Genomic DNA, 21,109 nt, shown 5'->3' with positions numbered 1-21,109 from the left:
GGAGAACGGGATATGAACTTGCGAATGAAGCTGGCCTTGGCCTTTATGCTGCTGATCATTGTACCGATGTGTGCACTGGGCATTGGCATGTTTCTGGTCACATCACATACGATTGAGAAAAAATACAATCAACAGGCCGAATATGCGCTTCAGGCCATTAGCTACAATATTGAGAATGTATTTCAGCAGATTAACAATGTGACCGACAACGGCATAGCGACCTCGGTTTTTCAAATGGCATTGAACGCCAAAGATCCGACCAAGCAGGATCTGGGAACCGGTAATCAGTTATCCCTGAATGCCAGCCAGCGCAATTTCCGTTCCCTTCTATATAATTATCCGTTCATCAGTTACGCCTTTTTATATGATTTGCGTTCGTCCGAGAATAATCAGATTGTCTCCATTTTCACCAAAGAAAACTTTCAAGCCCTTCCTTTTCAGCAATTCAAAGTACATCCCTTATTTAACGAAATTCAGCAACTTAATGGTGTCCCCAAATGGCTCGCACCTCTGGAATATCCTGAATTAACCGGTGTAGAACCTGTCTTCACCCAGATCAGGCTGGTCAAGGAACTCAGTTATTTTCAAAATATCGGTGTGCTCGTTGTTCAGATCAAAAAGGGGGAGATTGATCGGATCTTCCGCCATCTGCAAATCAGTGATCCGGCACAGGACACGTCGTTCCTGTTGGTGAATGAGGAAGGGCTGATCGTCTATGATCCTGCAGGTGTTTATAACGGTGAAAACATGGAAAATCTGGGTTCGAAATCAGGCGGTTATGGCCCAGGTTTTAGCAGTGTCAGAACGGTCTTTGACGGCACGGAGAGCATCATCTCACAATATCATCTGAAGAACTATAACTGGAGTCTTGTCAGTGTCACTTCATGGGAAGCCTTATCTGCCGAAACGAATGTCTTCGCAGGTTGGTCTGTCATTATTATTCTGTCATGCCTGCTCGCAGCCATGATCTTCAATCTTTTTTTCATGAATCGTATTACGGGTAACATTGCTGTACTTGTCAGGTTTATGCGTCGTGTGGATGATGGTGATTTTAATGCGAGGGTGGAAGGAAAAGGCTTTGACGAGATGCAGCTGCTTGCTCAAGGTTTCAATGAACTAATGGATCGTATTGGCGGATTATTCCGTCGTGTTCGGGCAGAGCAAGAGCAGAAGGCTCAAGCGGAATTACGTGTACTGCAAGCCCAGATCAAACCCCATTTTCTGTTCAACACCTTAGAATCCATTAATGGATTAGCGCTGCGTGGTGAGGGGCGCAAAGTAAGCGAGATGGTGACCAGACTTGGCAATATGCTTCGTATCAGCATTCAGGATCAGGAGGAGATTCCACTGGGTGAGGAAGTAAGGCATTTGCAGAGTTATCTGGAGATTCAACAGTATCGGTTCAGTGATTTATTTACGTATGAGATTGACATTCCACCGCATCTATATACCTCAATTGTGCTTAAGCTCACACTTCAGCCACTGGTGGAAAATAGCATACAACATGGGTTTGAGGGGATCACCTATCCAGGTGTGCTGCGGATAAGCGCATATGCAGAACGAGACCATCTGGTGCTGTGTGTTGAGGATAATGGAATCGGTATTCCCCAGGAAATGCTCGCACGATTTGAGTATATGGTAGAAGATCCTCATGACCATATGTTGAGGGAAGGAACGGAATCATTGTCCTCCATAACGGAGCGCCGAGGGTTGGGATTACGAAGTGTGGCAGATCGAATTCGTATCCAATACGGAGCTGGATATGGCATATTTATATGTTCAGCACCAGGTTATGGCACAGTTATTCAATGCATTATTCCATTATATGAGCAGGAGGAAGCCGGATGAATCTGACTGCGTTGCTGGTTGACGATGAGCTGCCGATTTTGGAGAATCTAAGTTATATTTTACCCTGGGAAGAGATGGGGATTGAAATAACGGGTACAGCGAGAAGTGGCTTAGAAGCGCTGGGTAAAGTGACAGAAAGTCATCCAGACATTATCTTATGCGATATTCGGATGCCGTCCATGGATGGCTTGGAACTTATTCGACTGCTGCGAGAGCAGGGTGAAACGTGTGAAATTATTTTACTGACGGGATACCAACAGTTTGAGTACGCTCGAACCGCTATCCAATATAATGTACATGAATACATATGCAAGCCAATTGATTATCTGGATCTGGAACATAAATTGCGTGAACTTGCTGGACAGATCCAGAAGAGACGTCTGGAAAACGAGTCAGAACGCTATCGCAGCTTGGAGATGGCAAGTTGGATCAGGCATAAACAGTTGATTGACTTGTTGCGAGGAGAAGCCGCGATGAAAATTTCTGATACTGTCTCTGAGCCTCCATTCATGCCTCCTTCTGTAGGCTATACGTTGCTACTGGTGGATGTAGTCGGTTATTTCCGCCATTCCATCGGCTGGTCCGAGGTCCAGCATGTTAGATGGCATGAGGCGATAAGTTCCATGCTGAGGGGAGTTACGGACAGAATCTCTAATGACTGCCAGGTTCTTTCTACCCGCAAAGGTGAGTGGTGCCTCTTGCTGGACGCATCGGGCGAGTGGAAACTTCAATCAGAGGAGTTGGCACATCAACTATTATTTGAATTGAATGCAATGTTGTCCATGGATTCAGGTGTAAAAGCAAGGGTAGTTCAGGATCATGTACCCGTAAAACTGGAACAGCAAATCCTTGAACGGTACCAGCATTGTCAGAAAGTTCTAATGACACATTCCGAAAGTGAAGACAAGGTATTGAATCCGGAATGCACGGGATTTTTATTATCGTATGGTCATAAGGTTTCCAAAAGGGACGGTACATGGATAACAAGAGACGATCTGGAGCTTATCACACGGTGCATTCGGCAATGGAATAAGCAAGGACTACAGGATGTAATGAATGCGCTTAAACAGCGAATGGGGAATGCTGAGCAATCTATAGACAAAATAGATGAAACCCATGTTCGCTATATGCTAGTACACATGCTTCGGGAACTGCGCGAAGTCAATGTCATGGCTAACCAAGACGAAGTGAATTTCTGGAATGCCCTGCAAGAGGCTGTATCCATGAGAGAACTGATTGAACTTGCAGAGGTTATTATTCATGCCTGTCAAGGTAAGCAAACTCAACCGCGTCCTTCGATCGCGGAAATGATCCGATCTGCATGTGATTACATGAACGCCAGACTGCAACAGGACTTGGGTATAGATGAAGTCTCAGATTGGCTTGGAATCAGCCCGGGTTACTTTTGTCAGCTATTCAAAACCCATATGGGGATTACCTTTGTGGAATATATGACTCAGAGACGTATGGAAAATGCCGCCTTGTTATTAAGTACAACGGAATGGAGCATTACAGCGATTGGAGAAGCAACGGGGTTCAAAGAACGCCGATATTTCTCCAAAGTGTTTCATAAACATTTTAATATGAAACCATCGGAGTACAGGCAGAGCCAACGGCTGGGTTCGTAGTCTCCAGGGGGAAACGGAGGGATAGGTCTGTATGAAAGCATTGAATAATTTGACGTTGGAGCAAAAGGTAGGGCAACTGTTGATGTGTGGATTTCACGGTCAGCACGCAGATAAACAGATTACTCGCTTAATCCGTGACTACCACGTTGGGGGCGTCATCTATTTCCGGCGTAATGTGCAAAGTGTAGATCAATTGACGCGACTGTCCGAAGAACTGCAAGGTATTGCTGCTGAAGTGGGGGATTTACCACTCATGATTTCGGTCGATCAAGAAGGTGGTATGGTCGCACGGATCGACAAAGAGGGTGTGACCCAAGTACCGGGCAACATGGCGCTTGGTGCGACAGGCAATCCGGAATATACGCTTGAATGTGCCCGAATTCTGGGTCGTGAGTTGAAAAGCATCGGTATTGATATGAACCTTGCGCCCGTTGTGGACGTGAATAACAATGCTCTTAACCCGGTGATTGGTGTACGGTCATATGGTGAAAATGCCGAGAGTGTAGCCGCTCATGGAGCTGCGGCCATAACGGGATATCAATCACAAGGCATAGCTGCAACAGCCAAACATTTTCCTGGACATGGGGATACTGCGGTAGATTCTCATCTCGGTATGGTCACTGTACCTCATGATCGAAACAGGTTGGAACAGATCGAATTACTACCGTTCCGCCGGGCTATCGAAGCCGGAGTCGATGCCATTATGACAGCTCATGTTATTTTTCCAGCGATTGAACCGGAGCCTATTCCGGCCACATTATCGCGTAAAGTGTTAACCGGTCTGTTACGCGAAGAAATGGGCTTTGAGGGCATTATTATTACAGACTGTCTTGAAATGCATGCGATATCCAAACCATATGGGGTAGCTGAAGCAGCCATTCGTGCTGTGGAAGCAGGAGCAGATCTGATTCTGGTGAGTCATACCCTACAAGATCAGGTTGCTGCTGTGGAAGCAATCATTGAAGCAGTGCGAACAGGGCGAATTTCGGAAGATATCATTAACAAGGCACTGGAACGTATTATTACATGGAAGGCAGCGCGCTGCGGGTACCGGGATACGGGTCTTGTTTCGCCGGAAACGAATGAAACTGCCGAAGCAGTAAATATTGAACCCGTTGATTCCACTGAGTCGATTGAATCTACATTGTTCAAAATTGCTTCAAGCAGTATAACTGTAGTTCATAACGAAGGGCTGCTGCCGTTGGACCCAGAGAAGGATGTGTATGTCATCTGGCCTGAAGTTGTGCAACGGACAGAAGTGGATGAACCATGGTCCCACACAGATTCCCTTGGCGTGGCGCTATCACAGCTGCGAGGCAGAATTCGTGAGCTTAAAATAACAACTCAGCCATCGTATGATGAAGCAGACCGGATATTAATGGATGTATCGGAGGCTGAGCAGGTCATCGTATGTACGTACACATCCTCAGGTCATCTTCCGAAAGGGCAACGGTATCTGGTTGAAAAGCTGAGTGAAAATCATTCTCTAATTGTAGTTGCTCTTCGTAATCCATATGATCTACTGGAGATTTCACTGCCGGGAAGTTATGTGTGTACCTATGAAAATACACCTACAGTTGTCCGGGCACTATCTCTCGTGTTAACTGGTGAGTTGGAGCCTACAGGAAGTTTGCCTGTCCGTTTACGTTAGACATATTGAATCATTCAATTCTCTCTAGGGTATGGTGCTACTTGGCCATCTTCTAGAGAGATTTTTTTGTTGAAAATTTCGATTGGGTTTATTTGGGATCTAATGCTAATAAAGATTATTGATAGATAACTATTTTCATAGTATTTTCCTTCTATTAAAAGTTTACAATTCTCCTCTTAACTTTTTAGCAACTTTTCCCGGTCCCAAGCGTCTAATAATATGACTTTTTGAGGGGGATATTTATAAAATGGGAGCAGAAGGAGCCAAAGACAAAGAATGAATTTCAAGAAAAAATTGTCCATACTTACCGCTTTTGCTGTTTTTCAGGCGTTTGCAGTGATTCCTGCGAATGCACAATCAGCTGATCAGAGCGATACTACACCAGTGAATACAGCCAAAGTTAAATCCGTGGAGGTTGTGAAGAAAGAACAAACCATCGCGGAATCCGAAGTGAAATCCGGAACAGACACTCCAACATCAAATAATGAAACAACTGAAGAAGTGCATCCCGAAACCAATGTTCCTACAGGAACAGACGGTACTCCGGTTGATCCGGTAACGGAACCGACGGACGAAGAAGGTACAGCTGAGGAAACACCAGCACCTGCACCGGTAGAAGTGGAGCAACCGTCTACAGGGAGTTCATTTGTCGCTGGAGGCGGGGGTGGAGACCTCACGTTATATATGAACAGCAACAAAATGATACAAGATGGCAAAACATATCTTGCCGGGCAGCCAATGGCTGTTAAAAATGGTGTATCCTATGTAGCCATCCGTGCTTTGGTAGATCGGGTCGGCTATGATGTTAAATACGATAACACGACCAAAGAAACGATCATTATTAGTGGTGAAGATGAGCTGCGTTTCAAAACAAACAGCAAGATCTATACCGTTAATGGTGTGTCCAGAACGATGAAGGGCGCGGCTTATCAACAAAAGAATACGTTCATGGTGCCGCTGACGTCGATTACGCAGGCCCTGAACATCACATATAAAGTAAACCAGCCTGCGAAAACGGTTGTATTGAATTTGAGTACCAAACCGGTAGCCAGCTTCTCGGTACAAAAAGAAGTTTTTGCTGGAGACCAGGTAACCTACACGACAAAATCCAGTTCTCCCAAAGGACTCAGCATTGTTGATGAGCGTTGGACTGGCCGTCAGGATTCATTCGACCAACCTGGTACATATACGGTAACCTATGCGGTCCAGGATTCGAGTGGTCAATGGAGTGATCCATACTCGGTCACGATTAAGGTTGAAAGACCGAATCTGCCACCAGTTGCGATGTTTACAACAGATAAGGAAGAATATAAAATGGGTGAGAAAATCACCTATATTGATCAAAGTACAGATGATGAAAATGCGATTGTAAAAACAGAATGGGATAACAATGCCCTTGCATTCTTTGTTCCAGGACCGAAGACCGTAACGATTACAGTTACCGATAAACATGGTGCTAGCGACAGCTATACCAAGATGATCAATATTACGGGCGAAACGCTATACAGTTTGTCCGACTTCAACCAATTGTTCACACCCGTCGGTGAGAAATTTACCTTCGACGGTGGCGGAGTACCGGCATTGGAGAAAGTTCCTTTCACGTATTATGACGAACCAAGTCTGCTGATCCGCAGTAACAGCCCGGAAACTGTGAATACGGAAGGCATCGTGTACAAGGAATCTTCCTTCGGACAGACGCGCTTCATGATTCACCATGTGAACAATACGGGCAAAAACGTGAAAATGTACGTTGTAGCGACAAACAACAATGCTTACACGGCGTCCATTGAACAGCAAAACATGGGCTTTGCAGGACCGTCTCCTTTTGCAACGGTAGCTGGAAAGTTGTCGATTGACCGTTGGTTCCAATCCATGCAGAATGGCACGGGACAAAAGAAAGTGTACATCCAGCCAGGAGAAAGCAAGCTGATTCTCAATGATCTGAGCCTTCTTCCGATGAAACAGGGACAAGTCATCTCCTTGTATTCAGATGTATTCAGTGACTACGAACTGGATTACAACATTATCATGATCGAAGAAAACAAGGACCCGATGGAAGTGTTGTCGAGCCTGCCGGTTCTGGATCGTGATGGAGTTCACAACCGTGGTACCTATCCAAATGCAACACGGATTATTACGTACGATCAAGAAGTAGGTTCGAAGCCTGCACGTCTTCCACTTGGAGATAATGCAAGTGATCCAAACCTTGTAGGAACGGATCCTATGGCGTACACGGAAGCATCCAACGCAGGTAACTTCGGTGTATTGTACAAAATCACATTGAATAATGTGGCTCCACGCACGTTGATCTCATTCAACCCTCGTGGGGGCAGATACTCAGGTGTGGCACTCGTGAACGGACAGGTCGTTCAGATTTCCACAGGTAAATCTGTAACTGCACCTAATGAGCAAAGCGTGATGTATCGCACAGGTTCGTACGGCGAGAGTGTAACGATTCTCTTCTCGGCGGCACCAGGGAGTAACTTGCCTGTTAACCTGCTGTTCACGCCGCTTCCGGCTGAAAAGTAATATCATGAACATGCACGGACGGTTTGGAGTGAAAGCTTATATCATATATACCCGTTCACCCCAAAAGTCGCCCAAACGATTAATCATCTGAACCGTCAAGAAAGGACTCCGTGTCCATGCCATGTCATTAGCTTTAGGCTAAACATAATGACATGGCATGTGTGGAGTTCTTTTTATATGGCGATGAAATGGGAGAACCCGGTAGCTTCGTTGACTCTAATCGTAATTTGATGCATTATTAGAGGTATACAAGAAAGCAAAAGTGTTTGCTTTTGCCGAATAAACTGTCGCTCTATGAATGATGCAAAATGCTCGTATGACAGGAGGTGCTTTAGATCATGCTGTCGACAGAACAGATTATTTCAACCATGTCCTCACAGGGGCTCCGCATTACCGATCAGCGGAAAACTTTGGCCCGGTTATTTGCCGAGTCGCCCGGGTATCTTACACCCAAGGACGTCTATGAATATATGGGTAAGACTTATAGCGGACTGAGTTTTGACACGGTATATCGGAATTTGCGTGTGATGCAGGAACTGGGTGTACTGGAACAGGTCATCTTTGAAGATGGCGTTAAATTCAGAGCACACTGTAGTGAAGATCATCATCACCATCATATGATCTGTCTGAAGTGTCAGAAGACATATCCTATTGTTTTTTGCCCAATGCAGCTTGCGGATGCTCCTGAGCAATTTCAGGTTGTGGATCACAAGTTCGAGGTGTTTGGATATTGCAAGGACTGTGCTGAGCATGCGCCGGCCAAAGCGGCGTCTGGACATCAACATGCTCACGGGAAGCACTGACCATGAAGCTATCACGTAGAATAGCTCAGGCACCTATTCGGGTGTACCGCAACTATATCTCTCCATTGACGCCGCCAACATGCCGGTTCTATCCAAGCTGCTCGGCTTATGCCATGGAGGCGATAGAAGTGCACGGTGCGCTCAAAGGCTCGTTGCTAACAGCGAAACGCATTGCCAAATGTCACCCGTTTCATCCAGGCGGTGTAGATCTGGTACCACCGAAGACGGAGAAGTCCATGATGGTATCAGAGTAACGATGTAACCTGAAGTATTCGGGTGGCCTGGAAGCAGGCCAGGATTGAACTTGAGGATGCTGTCCACTTGACAAAGGGGCCCGCATTTCAGTATATTTTTCCTATATGATTTTCCAGTGAAGGGATAAGTACAGACACACCCCCAGTGCAGAGAGCCGGATGAGCTGAGAACCGGTCTGGGAGGAGGATGGAACATGGTCCTGGAGGAACCTCTTTCGAGCGTGCAGACAGTGATTACAGAGCTGCTGTCGTAAGGCTGAGGCGTGATCCAGCGTTAATGGGCGGTCGAAGGACCGACAGAGCCTGTGTTTTGCGAAAAACATGGGGAATTTGGGTGGTAACACGTGAGAGCAACTCTCGTCCCATAGGGGCGGGAGTTTTTTGTGTTCTTTTTTAGTTGTTTTGAACGAAGGGATCACATGAAGCAGGAACATTTGAAGGAGGAGAAGTCATTCATGGCTGACCAAAAAACATTTTATCTGACAACCCCGATTTATTATCCGAGTGACAAATTGCATATTGGGCATGCGTATACAACAGTGGCGGGAGATGCGATGGTTCGTTACAAGCGTCTACGCGGGTATGATGCTCACTATCTGACAGGAACCGATGAGCATGGCCAGAAGATTGAGCGCAAGGCACAAGAGAAAGGACAGTCACCGCAAGCTTTTATCGACGATATTGTTGTGGGGATTAAGGAACTGTGGAAAAAGTTAGACATTTCCAATGATGACTTCATCCGTACAACCGAAGAGCGCCATAAAACCGTGGTTCAGGATATCTTTGACCGCTTGCTGAAACAGGGAGATATCTACAAAGGTGAGTATGAAGGCTGGTACAGCATTCCGGATGAGACGTATTACACAGAGACCCAATTGGTGGATGTGGAGAAGAATGAGAAGGGCGAGATTATCTCGGCCAAGAGTCCGGATAGCGGACACCCGGTTGAATTGGTTAAAGAAGAATCATACTTCTTCCGTATGAGCAAATATGCAGATCGTTTGTTGAAATATTATGAAGAGAACCCTGGCTTTATTCAGCCGGAATCCCGTAAGAACGAGATGATCAACAACTTCATCAAGCCAGGTCTTGAGGACTTGGCTGTATCGCGGACTACATTTGAATGGGGCGTCAAAGTTAAAGGCGATCCAAAACACGTGGTCTACGTGTGGATTGATGCGTTGTCCAACTATATTACAGCTCTGGGCTACGGTTCATCCGATGCATCCCTGTACAACAAGTTCTGGCCTGCGGATGTTCATCTGGTAGGGAAAGAAATTGTTCGTTTCCATACGATCTACTGGCCAATTATGTTGATGGCGCTGGACTTGCCTTTACCGAAGAAAGTCTTTGCACATGGCTGGTTGTTGATGAAGGATGGCAAGATGTCCAAATCCAAAGGTAATGTCGTTGATCCGGTTACCCTGATTGACCGTTACGGTCTGGATGCGTTGCGTTATTACCTGCTGCGTGAAGTGCCATTTGGTTCTGATGGTACATTTACACCGGAGAGCTTCGTAGAGCGTGTCAACTCTGACCTCGCCAACGATCTGGGTAACCTTCTGAACCGTACAGTTGCGATGGTAGACAAATATTTTGAAGGCAAAGCCCCGGCGTTTGCTTCCAATGTAACTGAATTTGATGCTTCACTGGAGGAAGCAGGTCATGCCACGGTAGAAAAAGTGGAACAGGCGATGGAAAACCTGCAGTTTTCCGTAGCACTGACGGCGATCAGCCAGTTTGTCAGCCGCACGAATAAATACATTGATGAGACACAACCATGGGCGCTGGCTCGTGATGAAGCGAAACGCGACGAATTGGCATCCGTCATGTCTCACCTGATCGAAAGCTTGCGGATTTCTTCCATCTTGTTGCAACCGTTCCTGACACGTGCTCCTCATAAAATCTGGTCACAGCTCGGCATTCAGGAAGGCGAACTCACAGCTTGGGATTCAGCCAAGCAATGGGGCCTGGTTCCAGCTGGAAATGCCTTGCAAAAAGGCGATCCAATCTTCCCGCGTCTGGATTCCGAACAGGAAATTGCTTATATCTCCGAAGCAATGACTGGTGGCCAGAAAGCGGCACAGCCTGAAGCAAGTCAAGCAGATGCTGGAGCTTCGGCAGCTGTTGAACCGGTAACTGCACCTGAGGGTACGGAAGAGATCGGGATTGACGATTTTGCCAAAGTTGAACTGCGTGTCGCTCAAGTCATTGCCTGCGAACCGGTCAAAAAAGCAGATAAGTTGCTGAAATTGCAGCTGGATCTGGGTTATGAGCAGCGCCAGGTTGTATCGGGAATTGCGAAGTTCTATTCGCCAGAAGAGATGGTTGGACGTAAAGTCATCTGTGTGACTAACCTTAAACCAGTGAAACTTCGTGGTGAACTGTCTCAGGGTATGATACTTGCAGCGTCCCATGGCGACCAGCTTACACTGGCTACAGTTCCAGACAACATGCCTAATGGCGCACAAGTGAAATAAAAAGAATCAATTTCATAATACTTTTAGCTGCTTCAATCAAGGTGGCCCGATGTAATTCGGGCCTCTTTTTTTGTTGGAAGAATTCGCATCTGACGGGAAGAGAACAAGCATATACTGTTATGAACTCCGTACTTCAGGAAAGAATGAATAGGATGAGATAGCTTGACAAGTAGGTTCAGGTTACCTATAATTTTTTCAGTAATGTTTACGATTAAGAGATGCGGAGTGAATGATAATGACATTTTATAAAGAGCAACATCAAGTTAAGGCTAACCTGACAGGCAAGACGAGCAAAAGAGGCAGCATGAAGTTGCTGTGGACGGGTCTGCTTATTCTCAGTTTGCTGGTATTATCTGCGTGTGGGCAGGATAGTTCCAATAGTGCCAAGATGGTGGAAGGCAAAGTAAATGTTGTGACGACATTTTATCCTGTATATGCTTTTACGACTGCAATCGGTGGTGAAGATGCCAATGTCATTAACCTGCTGCCAACGGGAGTAGAGCCACATGACTGGACTCCGAAGAGTCAGGATATTGTGAATACGTCCAAGGCACAGCTGTTCTTCTATAATGGAGCTGGACTGGAAGGATGGGTACCGAATTTCCTGAAGTCGCTGAACAGTGATACACAGGTGAAGTCGGTTGCCGTCAGCGAAGGTGTTAAGCTGTTAACCGCTGAGGGTGATGATGGGCATGGTCACGGCGAAGAGCATGAAGACGAGCATACAGATGAACACGCAGATGAGGCTACCAGTGAAGATGTCGCTGATCATCATACGGATCCACATACGTGGGTTAGTCCGAAATCGGCCATGATCATGGCTGAAAACATCAAAAATAGTCTCGTCGAGGCAGACCCTGATCACAAAGCAGGTTACGAACAACGTTACGAAGAGCTCCGTACGAAGCTTGAGACGCTTGATCAGCGTTTTACGGATGAACTGGCTACAGTACCGAACAAGGAAATTGTTGTCTCGCACCAAGCGTTCGGCTACCTTGCACGTGATTATGGATTAAGCCAGCATGCCATTATGGGACTTTCCCCGGATGCTGAACCGACAGGACAGGATATCGTGAAGCTTGCAAAACTCGTTAAAGATGAAGGCATTAAATACATTTTCTTCGAAGAGCTGGTATCTGACAAGTTGGCGAAAACACTGGCAAGTGAAGCAGGCGTGGAAACCATGGTCCTTAATCCGGTTGAGGGGTTGACCAAAGAGCAGGCAACAAACGGGGACGATTATTTCACCCTGATGGAGAAAAATTTGCAAAATCTGCTGATCGCATTAAAATAAGATAGAATGAAGGATTCAGAACTAAGAGTCTTTACCGTTCGCGGTGAAGGCTCTTAGGACGCTATGGGATCCTTATATATAATGAAGGGCGGCTTTGCCATGCAGCAAATCATGCCATTGTGTCATGATCCAATTATAGAGATCGAGAAACTATCATTTTCCTATGGGGACCAGCGGGTGATTGAGAATCTCGATTTTATGGCCCAGGAACGGGACTTTGTCGGTATTATCGGTTCCAACGGGGCAGGTAAAACGACACTGCTGCGCATGCTGGTAGGATTATTGCCTCCTGCGCAGGGAGATATTAAACTATTCGGACAGTCGATCCGCAGGTTCAAAGATTGGGAACGCATTGGGTATGTGCCTCAAAAGAATGCATTTAACCCGTTGTTCCCTGCGACCGTTCGTGAAGTGGTCATGTCCGGCTTGTACAATAACAAAAACATGTTCCGTCGTATGTCTCGCAAATGTCAGCAACAGTGCACGGATGCCCTGCAAGTCATGCGGATCGAGGATCTGGCGAACAAACGTATTGGTCAGTTGTCGGGCGGGCAGCAGCAGCGTGTATTTTTGGCGCGAGCGCTTATTAATCACCCGGATCTGTTGATTCTGGATGAACCAACCGTAGGTATTGATGCTGAATCACAGGCTAGTTTTTTTGAACTGATTACGCATATGCATGAACATCACCGCATGACTTTTCTGATGGTGTCTCATGATATGGATCGGATGGAGAGTTATCTGGGTTCTGAGGCTGCGGTAACGAATGGCAAAATTAATTTCCATGTACGTCATTCGCATGAGGTGCAGGATTGTGCTGAAACCAACCTGCAACATACCACTGCACAGGTACGCTAGCCGTGTTTATGGCCCATTAGATTAGAGTAAGGCCGAAGGAGTCGTGTTTGTTTTGGAAATATTAATGAGTGATTTTTTTCAGCGTGCCCTAGCGGGTGGATTACTAATTGGCATCACCGCTCCGCTGATCGGACTGTTTCTGGTATTACGGCGTTTATCCATGATTGGAGACACCTTGTCTCATGTGACCATCGCCGGCGTTGCACTTGGATTCCTGATTGAAGTGTATCCCATTGCGGTAGGTTTGATATTTGCCGTACTTGCATCATTTGCGATTGAGAAGCTGCGCAAAGCGTACAAGACTTACGCCGAATTATCGATTGCTATTATCATGTCCGGAGGCGTGGCGCTGGCTTCATTGTTCTTCACGCTGGGCAAAGGATATAATGCAGATGTCATGAGTTACTTGTTCGGTAGTATATATACATTAGACGCTACGGATCTGAAGCTGGTAGGTGTGGTTACGCTGATCGTGGTCATCGTAGTGGCGTTGTTACATAAGGAATTTTTCCTGCTCAGCTTTGAGGAAGATGCGGCAGCGGTTACAGGGTTGCCTGTGAGAATTCTGAATATGTTAATCACGGTGATGACAGCACTCGTCATTAGCACGGCGATCAAGATTGTCGGTGCGCTTCTGGTGTCAGCGCTATTGACCATTCCGGTAGCGGTCAGCCTGTTGATGGCCCGAAGTTTCAAATCTGCCATTATTCTGTCCGTGGTGATCGGCGAAATTGCCGTAGTCCTTGGACTGGTCGTAGCAGGCATCTGGAACCTCGCACCTGGAGCAACAATCGTATTATTGCTGATCATGATGCTGATTCTGACGATGATTGGAAAAAAAGGGTTCCGAGCCTGACGACTGAACGAGCAAGCACGTGAGCCCGGGGAAGGGAGACATCCGCTTCATGCCTGATGTTAATGTATGGATGGCTTTTGTAGCAGGCTTGGTCTCATTTATATCACCATGTTGTCTTCCGCTGTATCCATCATACCTTTCCTATATCACAGGTATGACGGTGCAACAATTGAAGGATGACCGCAATCAGCGAGAAGTCCGTTTTAAGACGATGACGCACACGCTGGCGTTTATTCTAGGCTTCTCGGCTGTATTTTATTCGCTTGGCCTGGGTGCAGGATTGTTTGGCCAGTTTTTTAATGATAACCGTGAGCTGATCAGGCAATTGTCTGCAATTCTGATTATGCTTATGGGATTGTTTTTGCTTGGTGTGTTCAAACCACAGTTTCTGATGAAGGAACGCAAGCTGGATATGAAATGGAAGCCTGCTGGATATCTGGGCTCATTTATATTTGGTATTGGTTTCTCGGCAGGCTGGTCGCCCTGTATTGGCCCCATTCTGGCAACAATCATTGCGATGGCTGCGAGTGAGCCCACAACCTGGCTGGCGCTGATTACAGGCTATACGGCAGGGTTTGCGATACCGTTCTTCATTTTGGCGTTTTTCATCGGTTCGACACGTTGGATCTTACGGTATTCCAATGTCATGATGAAAATCGGGGGAGCATTAATGCTGTTCCTTGGCGTATTGCTTTTTACAGATCAGATGACGAAGATTACCATCTGGTTGCAGCAGATTACACCAGACTGGATGATTATTTAAACGTATGAACTGAATTTGAATTTTAAAAATGCATGAAAAAGCAGGCTACATGTTAACCAGAGTCACTCTGGGTCATGTAACCTGCTTTTTAATCGTTTGTTAGGAATGCATATCACAGCATATGAATTTGGTCGAGCCTTTTTTTCGTTTAGGTGAAGTAATCAATATTGGCTAGTGGGAAATGTTCAAAGATTCGTTCCGTAATGAACTCCCGCAGCGCATCTTGCTGGTCATCCTTATACACATACTTGTATTGGCCCCAGCGTCCCCATTTCATCTTGCGTTTCTCAATATCCATCTCCAGCTTGGTTTTGGGATAACGCTTCTCAATAGTCGCTTTGGCCGTTTTGGTAAAACGGTGCTGGATCATCTCAAACGTAAGATCCTTGGTTGCTTCTTCTGGCAAAGTATCTGCGAGCTTCTGCAAAAGCTCCGAGTATCCTTCTTCCCAGCCTTCATACCACATAATAGGAGCGATAATGAATCCTAGAGGATAACCAGCATGTGCAATTTTGCCAGCAGCTTCAATACGCTCTTCAAATCTGGAAGTAGCCGGTTCAAAGTTTTTGATGACATAATCCGAATTGACGCTAAAGCGGATACGAGTGTGGCCATTATGCTTAATGTTCAACAATGGATCAACGTGATGATATTTGGTTACGAAGCGCAAACGTCCATATTCTTCCTCCGCCATAAAACGGATCAAGTCACTTAAATTTTCCGTGATATGCTCGAGTCCTACGGGATCGGACGTACAGGCGGCTTCAAATCGCGTGATTTCAGGCGCACGCTCTTCGATGTATCCTTTCGCAGCCTGAATGATCTCATCCGTATTGACGTACACACGGACATAAGGTTTAGCGCCAAGTGTAGTTTGAAGATAACAATAATGACAGTGCCCCATACAGCCTGTAGAGATGGGAATGGCATATTCCGCTGAAGGTTTCGACTGGTCGAACTTGAGTGTTTTGCGCACACCAACAACCAGAGTACGCTTCGCCATCCGGTACTTTTCTTGTTCGGTTTCACCAGGCAGGTTCGTGATCCGGTTATGGGATGTGGTCATCTGATAAGGTATGTTTTTGGATGTGACCCATTCCATAATTCGTTTACCTTTATCATATTCCAGCGCACCGGGTTCAAAGTACACCAAATCGGGAATAAAGGGTTTAGTACCTTTTGCTTTACGAACTGGCGGTGAGGCTACACTTGTACTCACGAAATCACTCCTTTCGATGCGAAACTTTGCTTAGTTTGCCTCGTTTGGGGAGAAGTCACGCCTGCCAATTACTTGCGTAACAGTACGCTCCGAATTGTGCAGGACTTGCCAATGCGTATTGATAACATGTATCATTATAAGATAGGGACCAGGCACGAATAGGGGCCGGTCAGAGAGAAGAGAGGGAAGCAGATGCCAACGCCCAGTATGGAAGATTATTTGGAGCGTATATACAAATTAATTGATGAAAAGGGCTATGCTCGTGTGTCTGATATAGCTGAAGGACTGGAAGTACATCCTTCATCGGTGACGAAGATGATCCAAAAGCTGGACAAAGACGAGTACCTGATCTATGAGAAGTACCGCGGACTGGTGCTTACGCCAAAAGGCAAAAAGATGGGCAAACGTTTGATGGAGCGCCATCATCTGCTTGAACAGTTTTTGACGACGATTGGTGTTCAGGAAGAGAATATTTACAATGATGTTGAAGGCATTGAACATCACCTGAGTTGGGACTCCATTACATGTATTGAGTCTTTGGTCGAATACTTCCGTCAGGACGAGAGTCGGTTGCGTGACCTCAAAAATCTTCAGGACGTCATGAGTAATACGGAGTCTTAAGTTTCAACATGGTGATATACAATGAATCGTATCCTGTGATCAAAGGATGCTTCTTGCCGTTTTAATGGCAGGAAGCATTTTTTTGTTTGGATTAACACCATAATTTGGTGATTTTCGCAACTAAACGATGGGTAGGAGCGTCTATTAAACTAGTAGAATTTACCGCAAATTTATAATGATTTTGGAGGACTGCACTAATGAAAGTTCGTAAAGGATTGATGCTGCTGCTTATTTTTGTACTTGGATTACAGACAGCAGGTATGACGGCACAAGCAGCCGGGCAAAAGGAAATCGCTATTTTTCTAGACGGCAACCGTTTGGAATCGGATGTATCTCCCTACATTTTGCCTAAAGTAAATGTAACAATGGTACCTCTGCGTGTGATTAGCGAAGGACTGGGTGCATCTGTTCTGTGGTCTCAGGCTACACGTACCGTGACCATTCAGAAATCCGATTCTGTCATCTCAATGACGAGTGGACGCCAGCAAGCAACCGTGGATAACACTGTAGTTGGTCTGGATGCATCGGTAGAATTAAAGCAAGGTCGGGTCATGGTACCCATTCGATTCGTCAGTGAGAACCTTGGCATTCGAGTGAACTGGAATCAGGGTGCACAGACCATTGATCTGTACACAGGAGATGAATCAGTACCAACTCCTGAACCAACTCCCGCAACCCCAGCAGAGCCTGGAGGCACGGGTACTGTACCAGCTTCTGAAGAGATGCGGGGAGCATGGATCTCCACGGTGAATGGAGACTGGCCTTCATCCGGCGCTAAGGGAAATATAGAGAAGCAAAAGCAGGAGTATACGAAACAGCTTGATACATTGCAAGGCATGGGCATTAACGCCGTATTTGTCCAAGTGAGAGCCAACGGGGATGCCATCTATCCTTCAGGTCTGGTACCTTGGAACAGTGTGCTGACAGGAACACAGGGTAAAGACCCAGGTTATGATCCCCTCGCGTTCATGGTTGAGGAGGCACACAAACGTGGCCTGGAGTTCCACGCCTGGTTCAATCCGTTTAGAGCAACGAATTCGGCGAGTACATCCAATCTGGCTGCAAATCACATCTCGAAGCTTCATCCTGACTGGATTGTGAATGCGTCCGGCAAAATGTACATTAACCCGGGTATCCCGGAAGCCAGACAGCATATTATCGATACGATCATGGAAGTGGTCAATCAGTATGATATTGATGGTGTACATCTGGATGATTATTTCTATCCATCCAATGTGACCTTTAATGATGATGCAGCCTTCAAAACCTATAACACATTAAATACCAAAGATCGTGCTGAATGGCGTCGTGACAATATTAATCAATTCGTTAAGCAGCTGGGACAGAGCATTCACAGAGTTAAAGCTAACGTTGAATATGGAATTAGTCCGTTTGGAGTATGGCGTAACAAATCTGTTGATCTGACCGGCTCTGATACCAAAGCAGGAGTAACCGCGTATGACAGCATGAATGCCGATGTGCGGACATGGATTAACCAGGAGTGGATCGATTATGTCGCTCCGCAGGTGTATTGGAGTATGACACTAAGCGTAGCCCGATACGACAAAGTCGTGGACTGGTGGGCGAATGAAGTGGCTAACACGAATGTGAAATTGTATATTGGCCACTCTCCTTATAAGTTAGGTACGCCGGAAATTGGCTGGCAGACATCACAGGAGATCATCGATCAGCTGAACTACAACAAGAAATATGCTTCAGTTAAAGGGGATATTTACTTTAGTTCACAGTACCTGACGAAGAATCCTCTCGGACTGATTGCCAAATTGAAAGCTTACTATGGTCTTTAGAACATTTTAACCATACAGTTATAAGACAAACCCTTGTTCTCATAGAGTGGCAGTAGAAACGTGGCTGCCTGGAGAACGGGGGTTTTGTTGTGTTAATTAACGCGGTGTTTGAAGGTGGAGGCGTCAAAGGAATCTCGCTTGCGGGTGCTGTGCAGGGTGCTCAAGACTGCGGCATTCAGTTTAATCGCGTGGCAGGCACATCATCCGGTTCCATTGTAGCTGCTCTCCTAGCGGCGGGTTACCGGGCCGAAGAGATGAAAGTCATTATTGAGAATACGCCGTTTGCTTCATTGCTGCGTCGTTCCCCCATATTTAATACCCGATGGATCGGACCCGCAGCAAGGCTGTTCTTGAAGAAAGGACTGTATTCGGGAGAAGCGCTTGAATCTTGGGTTCGCAAGATGCTGGCGCAGAAAGGCATTCGCACATTTGCTGACTTGCCGCAAGGTAAGCTGCTTATTACCGCATCAGATATATCCAATGGCACCATTCTGGTGCTGCCGGACGATATTCGGCGTTTCGGCATTGATCCTGTCAAGCTGGATGTTGCGAAAGCGGTACGTATGAGTTGCAGTATTCCGTATTTTTTCGATCCGGTCGTGATACGCAAATCGCCGGTATTCTCCAAAGGTCTACCTTTTCAAGATCAGTTCGTATATGTCGTGGATGGTGGATTGCTTAGCAATTTTCCGCTGTGGCTCTTTGATGGGGATCGTACGGAACGAGGGGGAGACGTTATTCCGGTTGTCGGATTCAAAATGGTAGGTAAGACGGAAGTGGAACCTGCCCGGATTAAAGGACCGCTAAGCATGCTTCAGGCCCTTGTGGAGACGATGCTCACAGCACATGATGAGCGCTATATCGAACAGATTAACCGGTTTCGGACAGTGAAGATACCAACGCTTGGGATTAAACCGACGCAGTTTCATTTATCGGTACAGGACAGTACGGCTTTATATCGTTCCGGTGCTACTGCGGGAACTGAATTTTTCAATGGGTGGAATACGAAAATGTATGGTGATCAGCTGGACAAACAAAGAAAAGAACTGCGCAAGAAACAGGCGGAAGTCCCGCCTCTGATCCCTGTATAAACGTGAAAAAAAGCAATTCTCCGCTTGTTGAGAGAATTGCTTTTTTGTATGTTCCATAGGTTTTAGTGAAATTTCGGTATATCTTCATCGCTTTTACCTTTTTGTCCCTGAATCACTTGGAAAGGATAATCCTTGCGTTTCTTTGAAGAGCCGCTGCTCTTTCTGGCACTGGACTGTGCATTGACTTTCGCCATGGTACGTGCCGATGGCTTAATCTTCGGTGATTTGGCTTTTTGTGCCCAGCGACGAGGCGGATACTTATACAGCAGGAATACAGCTCCGAACACGACCAGTGGAATAATGATCCTGGATGGACTAGCGCTCCCCAACCAAGTCAAGACTCCAACAGCAGCTAGTGCGATGAACGTCCAAAATAAGATTGCCTGCTTGTTCATATCATTCACCCTTTCACAGGATCGAGTGTTGCAACAGGTATTTCTGATGTGGCAGAGACATTGGCGAGCTTGGCATCCAACTCACGCATACGATTGAACGAAGCAATCGATACTTCAACCTGTTCATTGGTCGGTTCTTTTGTTGTCAGCAATTGTAGCCACAATCCCGGGTATCCGAGATAACGCAGTACAGGAATATCACGTACGGAGTTCGTAAGCTTTAACAGTTCAAAAGAAATGCCCAGTACAACAGGCAACAACAGCAAACGCTGGCCCATCCGTTCCCAGAGGTTATCGTACGTGAAGAGGGAATAGAGAAACACCCCAATAATGACAGTCAACATAATGAAACTGCTTCCGCAACGGTAGTGCAGTCGGCTGTACTTTTGCACGTTCTCTGGTGTCAATTCTTCGCCGGCTTCATGTGCGCTGATCACCTTGTGTTCCGCTCCATGGTACTGGAAGAGACGTTTGATCATCGGCGTTTGTGAGATTAACCACAGATAGGCGAGTAACAGGATCAGCTTAATGCCGCCTTCCAGTAAATTATGCAAAAACTGATTGTCGAATGCATTTTTAAATAGAAAATTCTCGATAACAACAGGAAGCAGTGTCAGCACAACTTTACCAAAAAGGAATGAAAGGATAGCTACGGCAGTTACACCAATAATCATGCTAAGGCTCCAGCCCGAACCTTCTTTCTCTTTTTGCTTGGCTTTTTCTTCCGGTTCCAGTTCATCATCAGCATAGGCGTCAGCAGAATAATTGAGATGTCTGCTACCTTTGACACTTGAATCTATAATGCTGACAATTCCGCGTAATAAAGGAATCCGCCGCAATTTCGTGACCCAGGACTTGTCTTGCTTGGGAACTTCCAGATACGTAATTTCGCCGTCTTTTCTACGAACAGCTGTAACGTTGACATGTTTCCCACCGAACATTACGCCTTCAATGACAGCTTGCCCCCCATAGCTGACAGGCTTGGATTGTTGAGGCAAATTATTCACCTTC

At 46.2% G+C, this 21,109-nt stretch carries 17 protein-coding genes; 14 read left to right on the top strand and 3 right to left on the bottom strand.

All coding sequences use genetic code 11. The features are described 5' to 3' along the window. Positions 1 to 12: 12 nt before the first annotated feature. The 11 genes from NYE45_RS19485 (at position 13) to NYE45_RS19435 (ending at position 14,964) form a co-directional block, all read left to right on the top strand. Positions 13 to 1,848, top strand: coding sequence for a sensor histidine kinase (locus NYE45_RS19485; protein ID WP_340013666.1), 1,836 nt, complete (start codon positions 13 to 15; stop codon positions 1,846 to 1,848). After that, positions 1,845 to 3,476, top strand: coding sequence for a response regulator (locus NYE45_RS19480; RefSeq protein ID WP_340013665.1), 1,632 nt, complete (start codon positions 1,845 to 1,847; stop codon positions 3,474 to 3,476). The genes NYE45_RS19485 and NYE45_RS19480 overlap by 4 nt, the downstream gene beginning before the upstream one ends. Positions 3,477 to 3,507: 31 nt before the next feature. Then, positions 3,508 to 5,127: a beta-N-acetylhexosaminidase gene (gene nagZ / locus NYE45_RS19475; RefSeq protein ID WP_340013664.1), complete on the top strand. Its 1,620-nt coding sequence runs from the start codon at positions 3,508 to 3,510 to the stop codon at positions 5,125 to 5,127. Between the two features lie 276 nt (positions 5,128 to 5,403). Further along, the gene (locus tag NYE45_RS19470) at positions 5,404 to 7,656 is read left to right on the top strand and encodes a stalk domain-containing protein (protein ID WP_340013663.1); all 2,253 of its coding nucleotides are present in this window, start codon (positions 5,404 to 5,406) and stop codon (positions 7,654 to 7,656) included. Positions 7,657 to 7,994: 338 nt separating this feature from the next. Beyond that, the gene (locus NYE45_RS19465) at positions 7,995 to 8,459 is read left to right on the top strand and encodes a Fur family transcriptional regulator (RefSeq protein WP_145322670.1); all 465 of its coding nucleotides are present in this window, start codon (positions 7,995 to 7,997) and stop codon (positions 8,457 to 8,459) included. Positions 8,460 to 8,461: 2 nt separating this feature from the next. Next, positions 8,462 to 8,713 (top strand): membrane protein insertion efficiency factor YidD, encoded by a 252-nt coding sequence (gene yidD / locus NYE45_RS19460; protein WP_264927769.1) that lies wholly within the window; start codon positions 8,462 to 8,464, stop codon positions 8,711 to 8,713. Positions 8,714 to 9,132: 419 nt separating this feature from the next. Continuing rightward, positions 9,133 to 11,193: a methionine--tRNA ligase gene (gene metG, locus NYE45_RS19455; RefSeq protein WP_340013662.1), complete on the top strand. Its 2,061-nt coding sequence runs from the start codon at positions 9,133 to 9,135 to the stop codon at positions 11,191 to 11,193. A 304-nt stretch (positions 11,194 to 11,497) separates the two neighbouring features. Further along, positions 11,498 to 12,487: a zinc ABC transporter substrate-binding protein gene (locus NYE45_RS19450; protein ID WP_340017403.1), complete on the top strand. Its 990-nt coding sequence runs from the start codon at positions 11,498 to 11,500 to the stop codon at positions 12,485 to 12,487. An 81-nt stretch (positions 12,488 to 12,568) separates the two neighbouring features. Next, complete coding sequence (locus NYE45_RS19445; RefSeq protein WP_340013661.1) at positions 12,569 to 13,345, top strand: metal ABC transporter ATP-binding protein; 777 nt, start codon at positions 12,569 to 12,571, stop codon at positions 13,343 to 13,345. A 52-nt stretch (positions 13,346 to 13,397) separates the two neighbouring features. Continuing rightward, positions 13,398 to 14,201 (top strand): metal ABC transporter permease, encoded by an 804-nt coding sequence (locus NYE45_RS19440; RefSeq protein WP_062835287.1) that lies wholly within the window; start codon positions 13,398 to 13,400, stop codon positions 14,199 to 14,201. A gap of 49 nt (positions 14,202 to 14,250) precedes the next feature. Continuing rightward, on the top strand, positions 14,251 to 14,964 hold the full coding sequence (locus tag NYE45_RS19435; RefSeq protein WP_340013660.1) for a cytochrome c biogenesis protein CcdA: 714 nt from the start codon (positions 14,251 to 14,253) through the stop codon (positions 14,962 to 14,964). Between the two features lie 148 nt (positions 14,965 to 15,112). On the opposite strand, the gene splB is transcribed toward NYE45_RS19435, so the two are convergent. Next, complete coding sequence (gene splB / locus NYE45_RS19430) at positions 15,113 to 16,183, bottom strand: spore photoproduct lyase (RefSeq protein WP_264927762.1); 1,071 nt, start codon at positions 16,181 to 16,183, stop codon at positions 15,113 to 15,115. 192 nt (positions 16,184 to 16,375) lie between these two features. Between splB and mntR the strand changes: the two genes are divergently transcribed. The 3 genes from mntR (at position 16,376) to NYE45_RS19415 (ending at position 19,703) form a co-directional block, all read left to right on the top strand. Beyond that, entirely contained in the window at positions 16,376 to 16,804 is a 429-nt protein-coding gene (gene mntR, locus NYE45_RS19425; protein ID WP_062835284.1) for a transcriptional regulator MntR, read from the top strand. A 197-nt stretch (positions 16,805 to 17,001) separates the two neighbouring features. Then, a complete protein-coding gene (locus NYE45_RS19420; protein WP_340013659.1) occupies positions 17,002 to 18,612 on the top strand; it encodes a family 10 glycosylhydrolase in 1,611 nt (536 codons plus the stop codon). An 89-nt stretch (positions 18,613 to 18,701) separates the two neighbouring features. Further along, complete coding sequence (locus tag NYE45_RS19415) at positions 18,702 to 19,703, top strand: patatin-like phospholipase family protein (protein WP_340013658.1); 1,002 nt, start codon at positions 18,702 to 18,704, stop codon at positions 19,701 to 19,703. Positions 19,704 to 19,765: 62 nt separating this feature from the next. On the opposite strand, the gene NYE45_RS19410 is transcribed toward NYE45_RS19415, so the two are convergent. Then, positions 19,766 to 20,098 carry a hypothetical protein gene (locus NYE45_RS19410; protein WP_145322656.1) on the bottom strand — a complete coding sequence of 111 codons (333 nt, stop codon included), beginning with the start codon at positions 20,096 to 20,098 and terminating at the stop codon, positions 19,766 to 19,768. Between the two features lie 5 nt (positions 20,099 to 20,103). Then, positions 20,104 to 21,096 (bottom strand): DUF1385 domain-containing protein, encoded by a 993-nt coding sequence (locus tag NYE45_RS19405; RefSeq protein WP_340013657.1) that lies wholly within the window; start codon positions 21,094 to 21,096, stop codon positions 20,104 to 20,106. Positions 21,097 to 21,109 lie beyond the last annotated feature (13 nt).

Origin of the sequence: Paenibacillus sp. FSL K6-1318, from assembly GCF_037976905.1 — a bacterium.
GTDB classification, from domain to species: Bacteria; Bacillota; Bacilli; order Paenibacillales; family Paenibacillaceae; genus Paenibacillus; species Paenibacillus amylolyticus_A.
The sequence above is the reverse complement of the archived record's forward strand: the minus strand, read 5'-3'. Positions and strand labels throughout refer to the sequence as shown.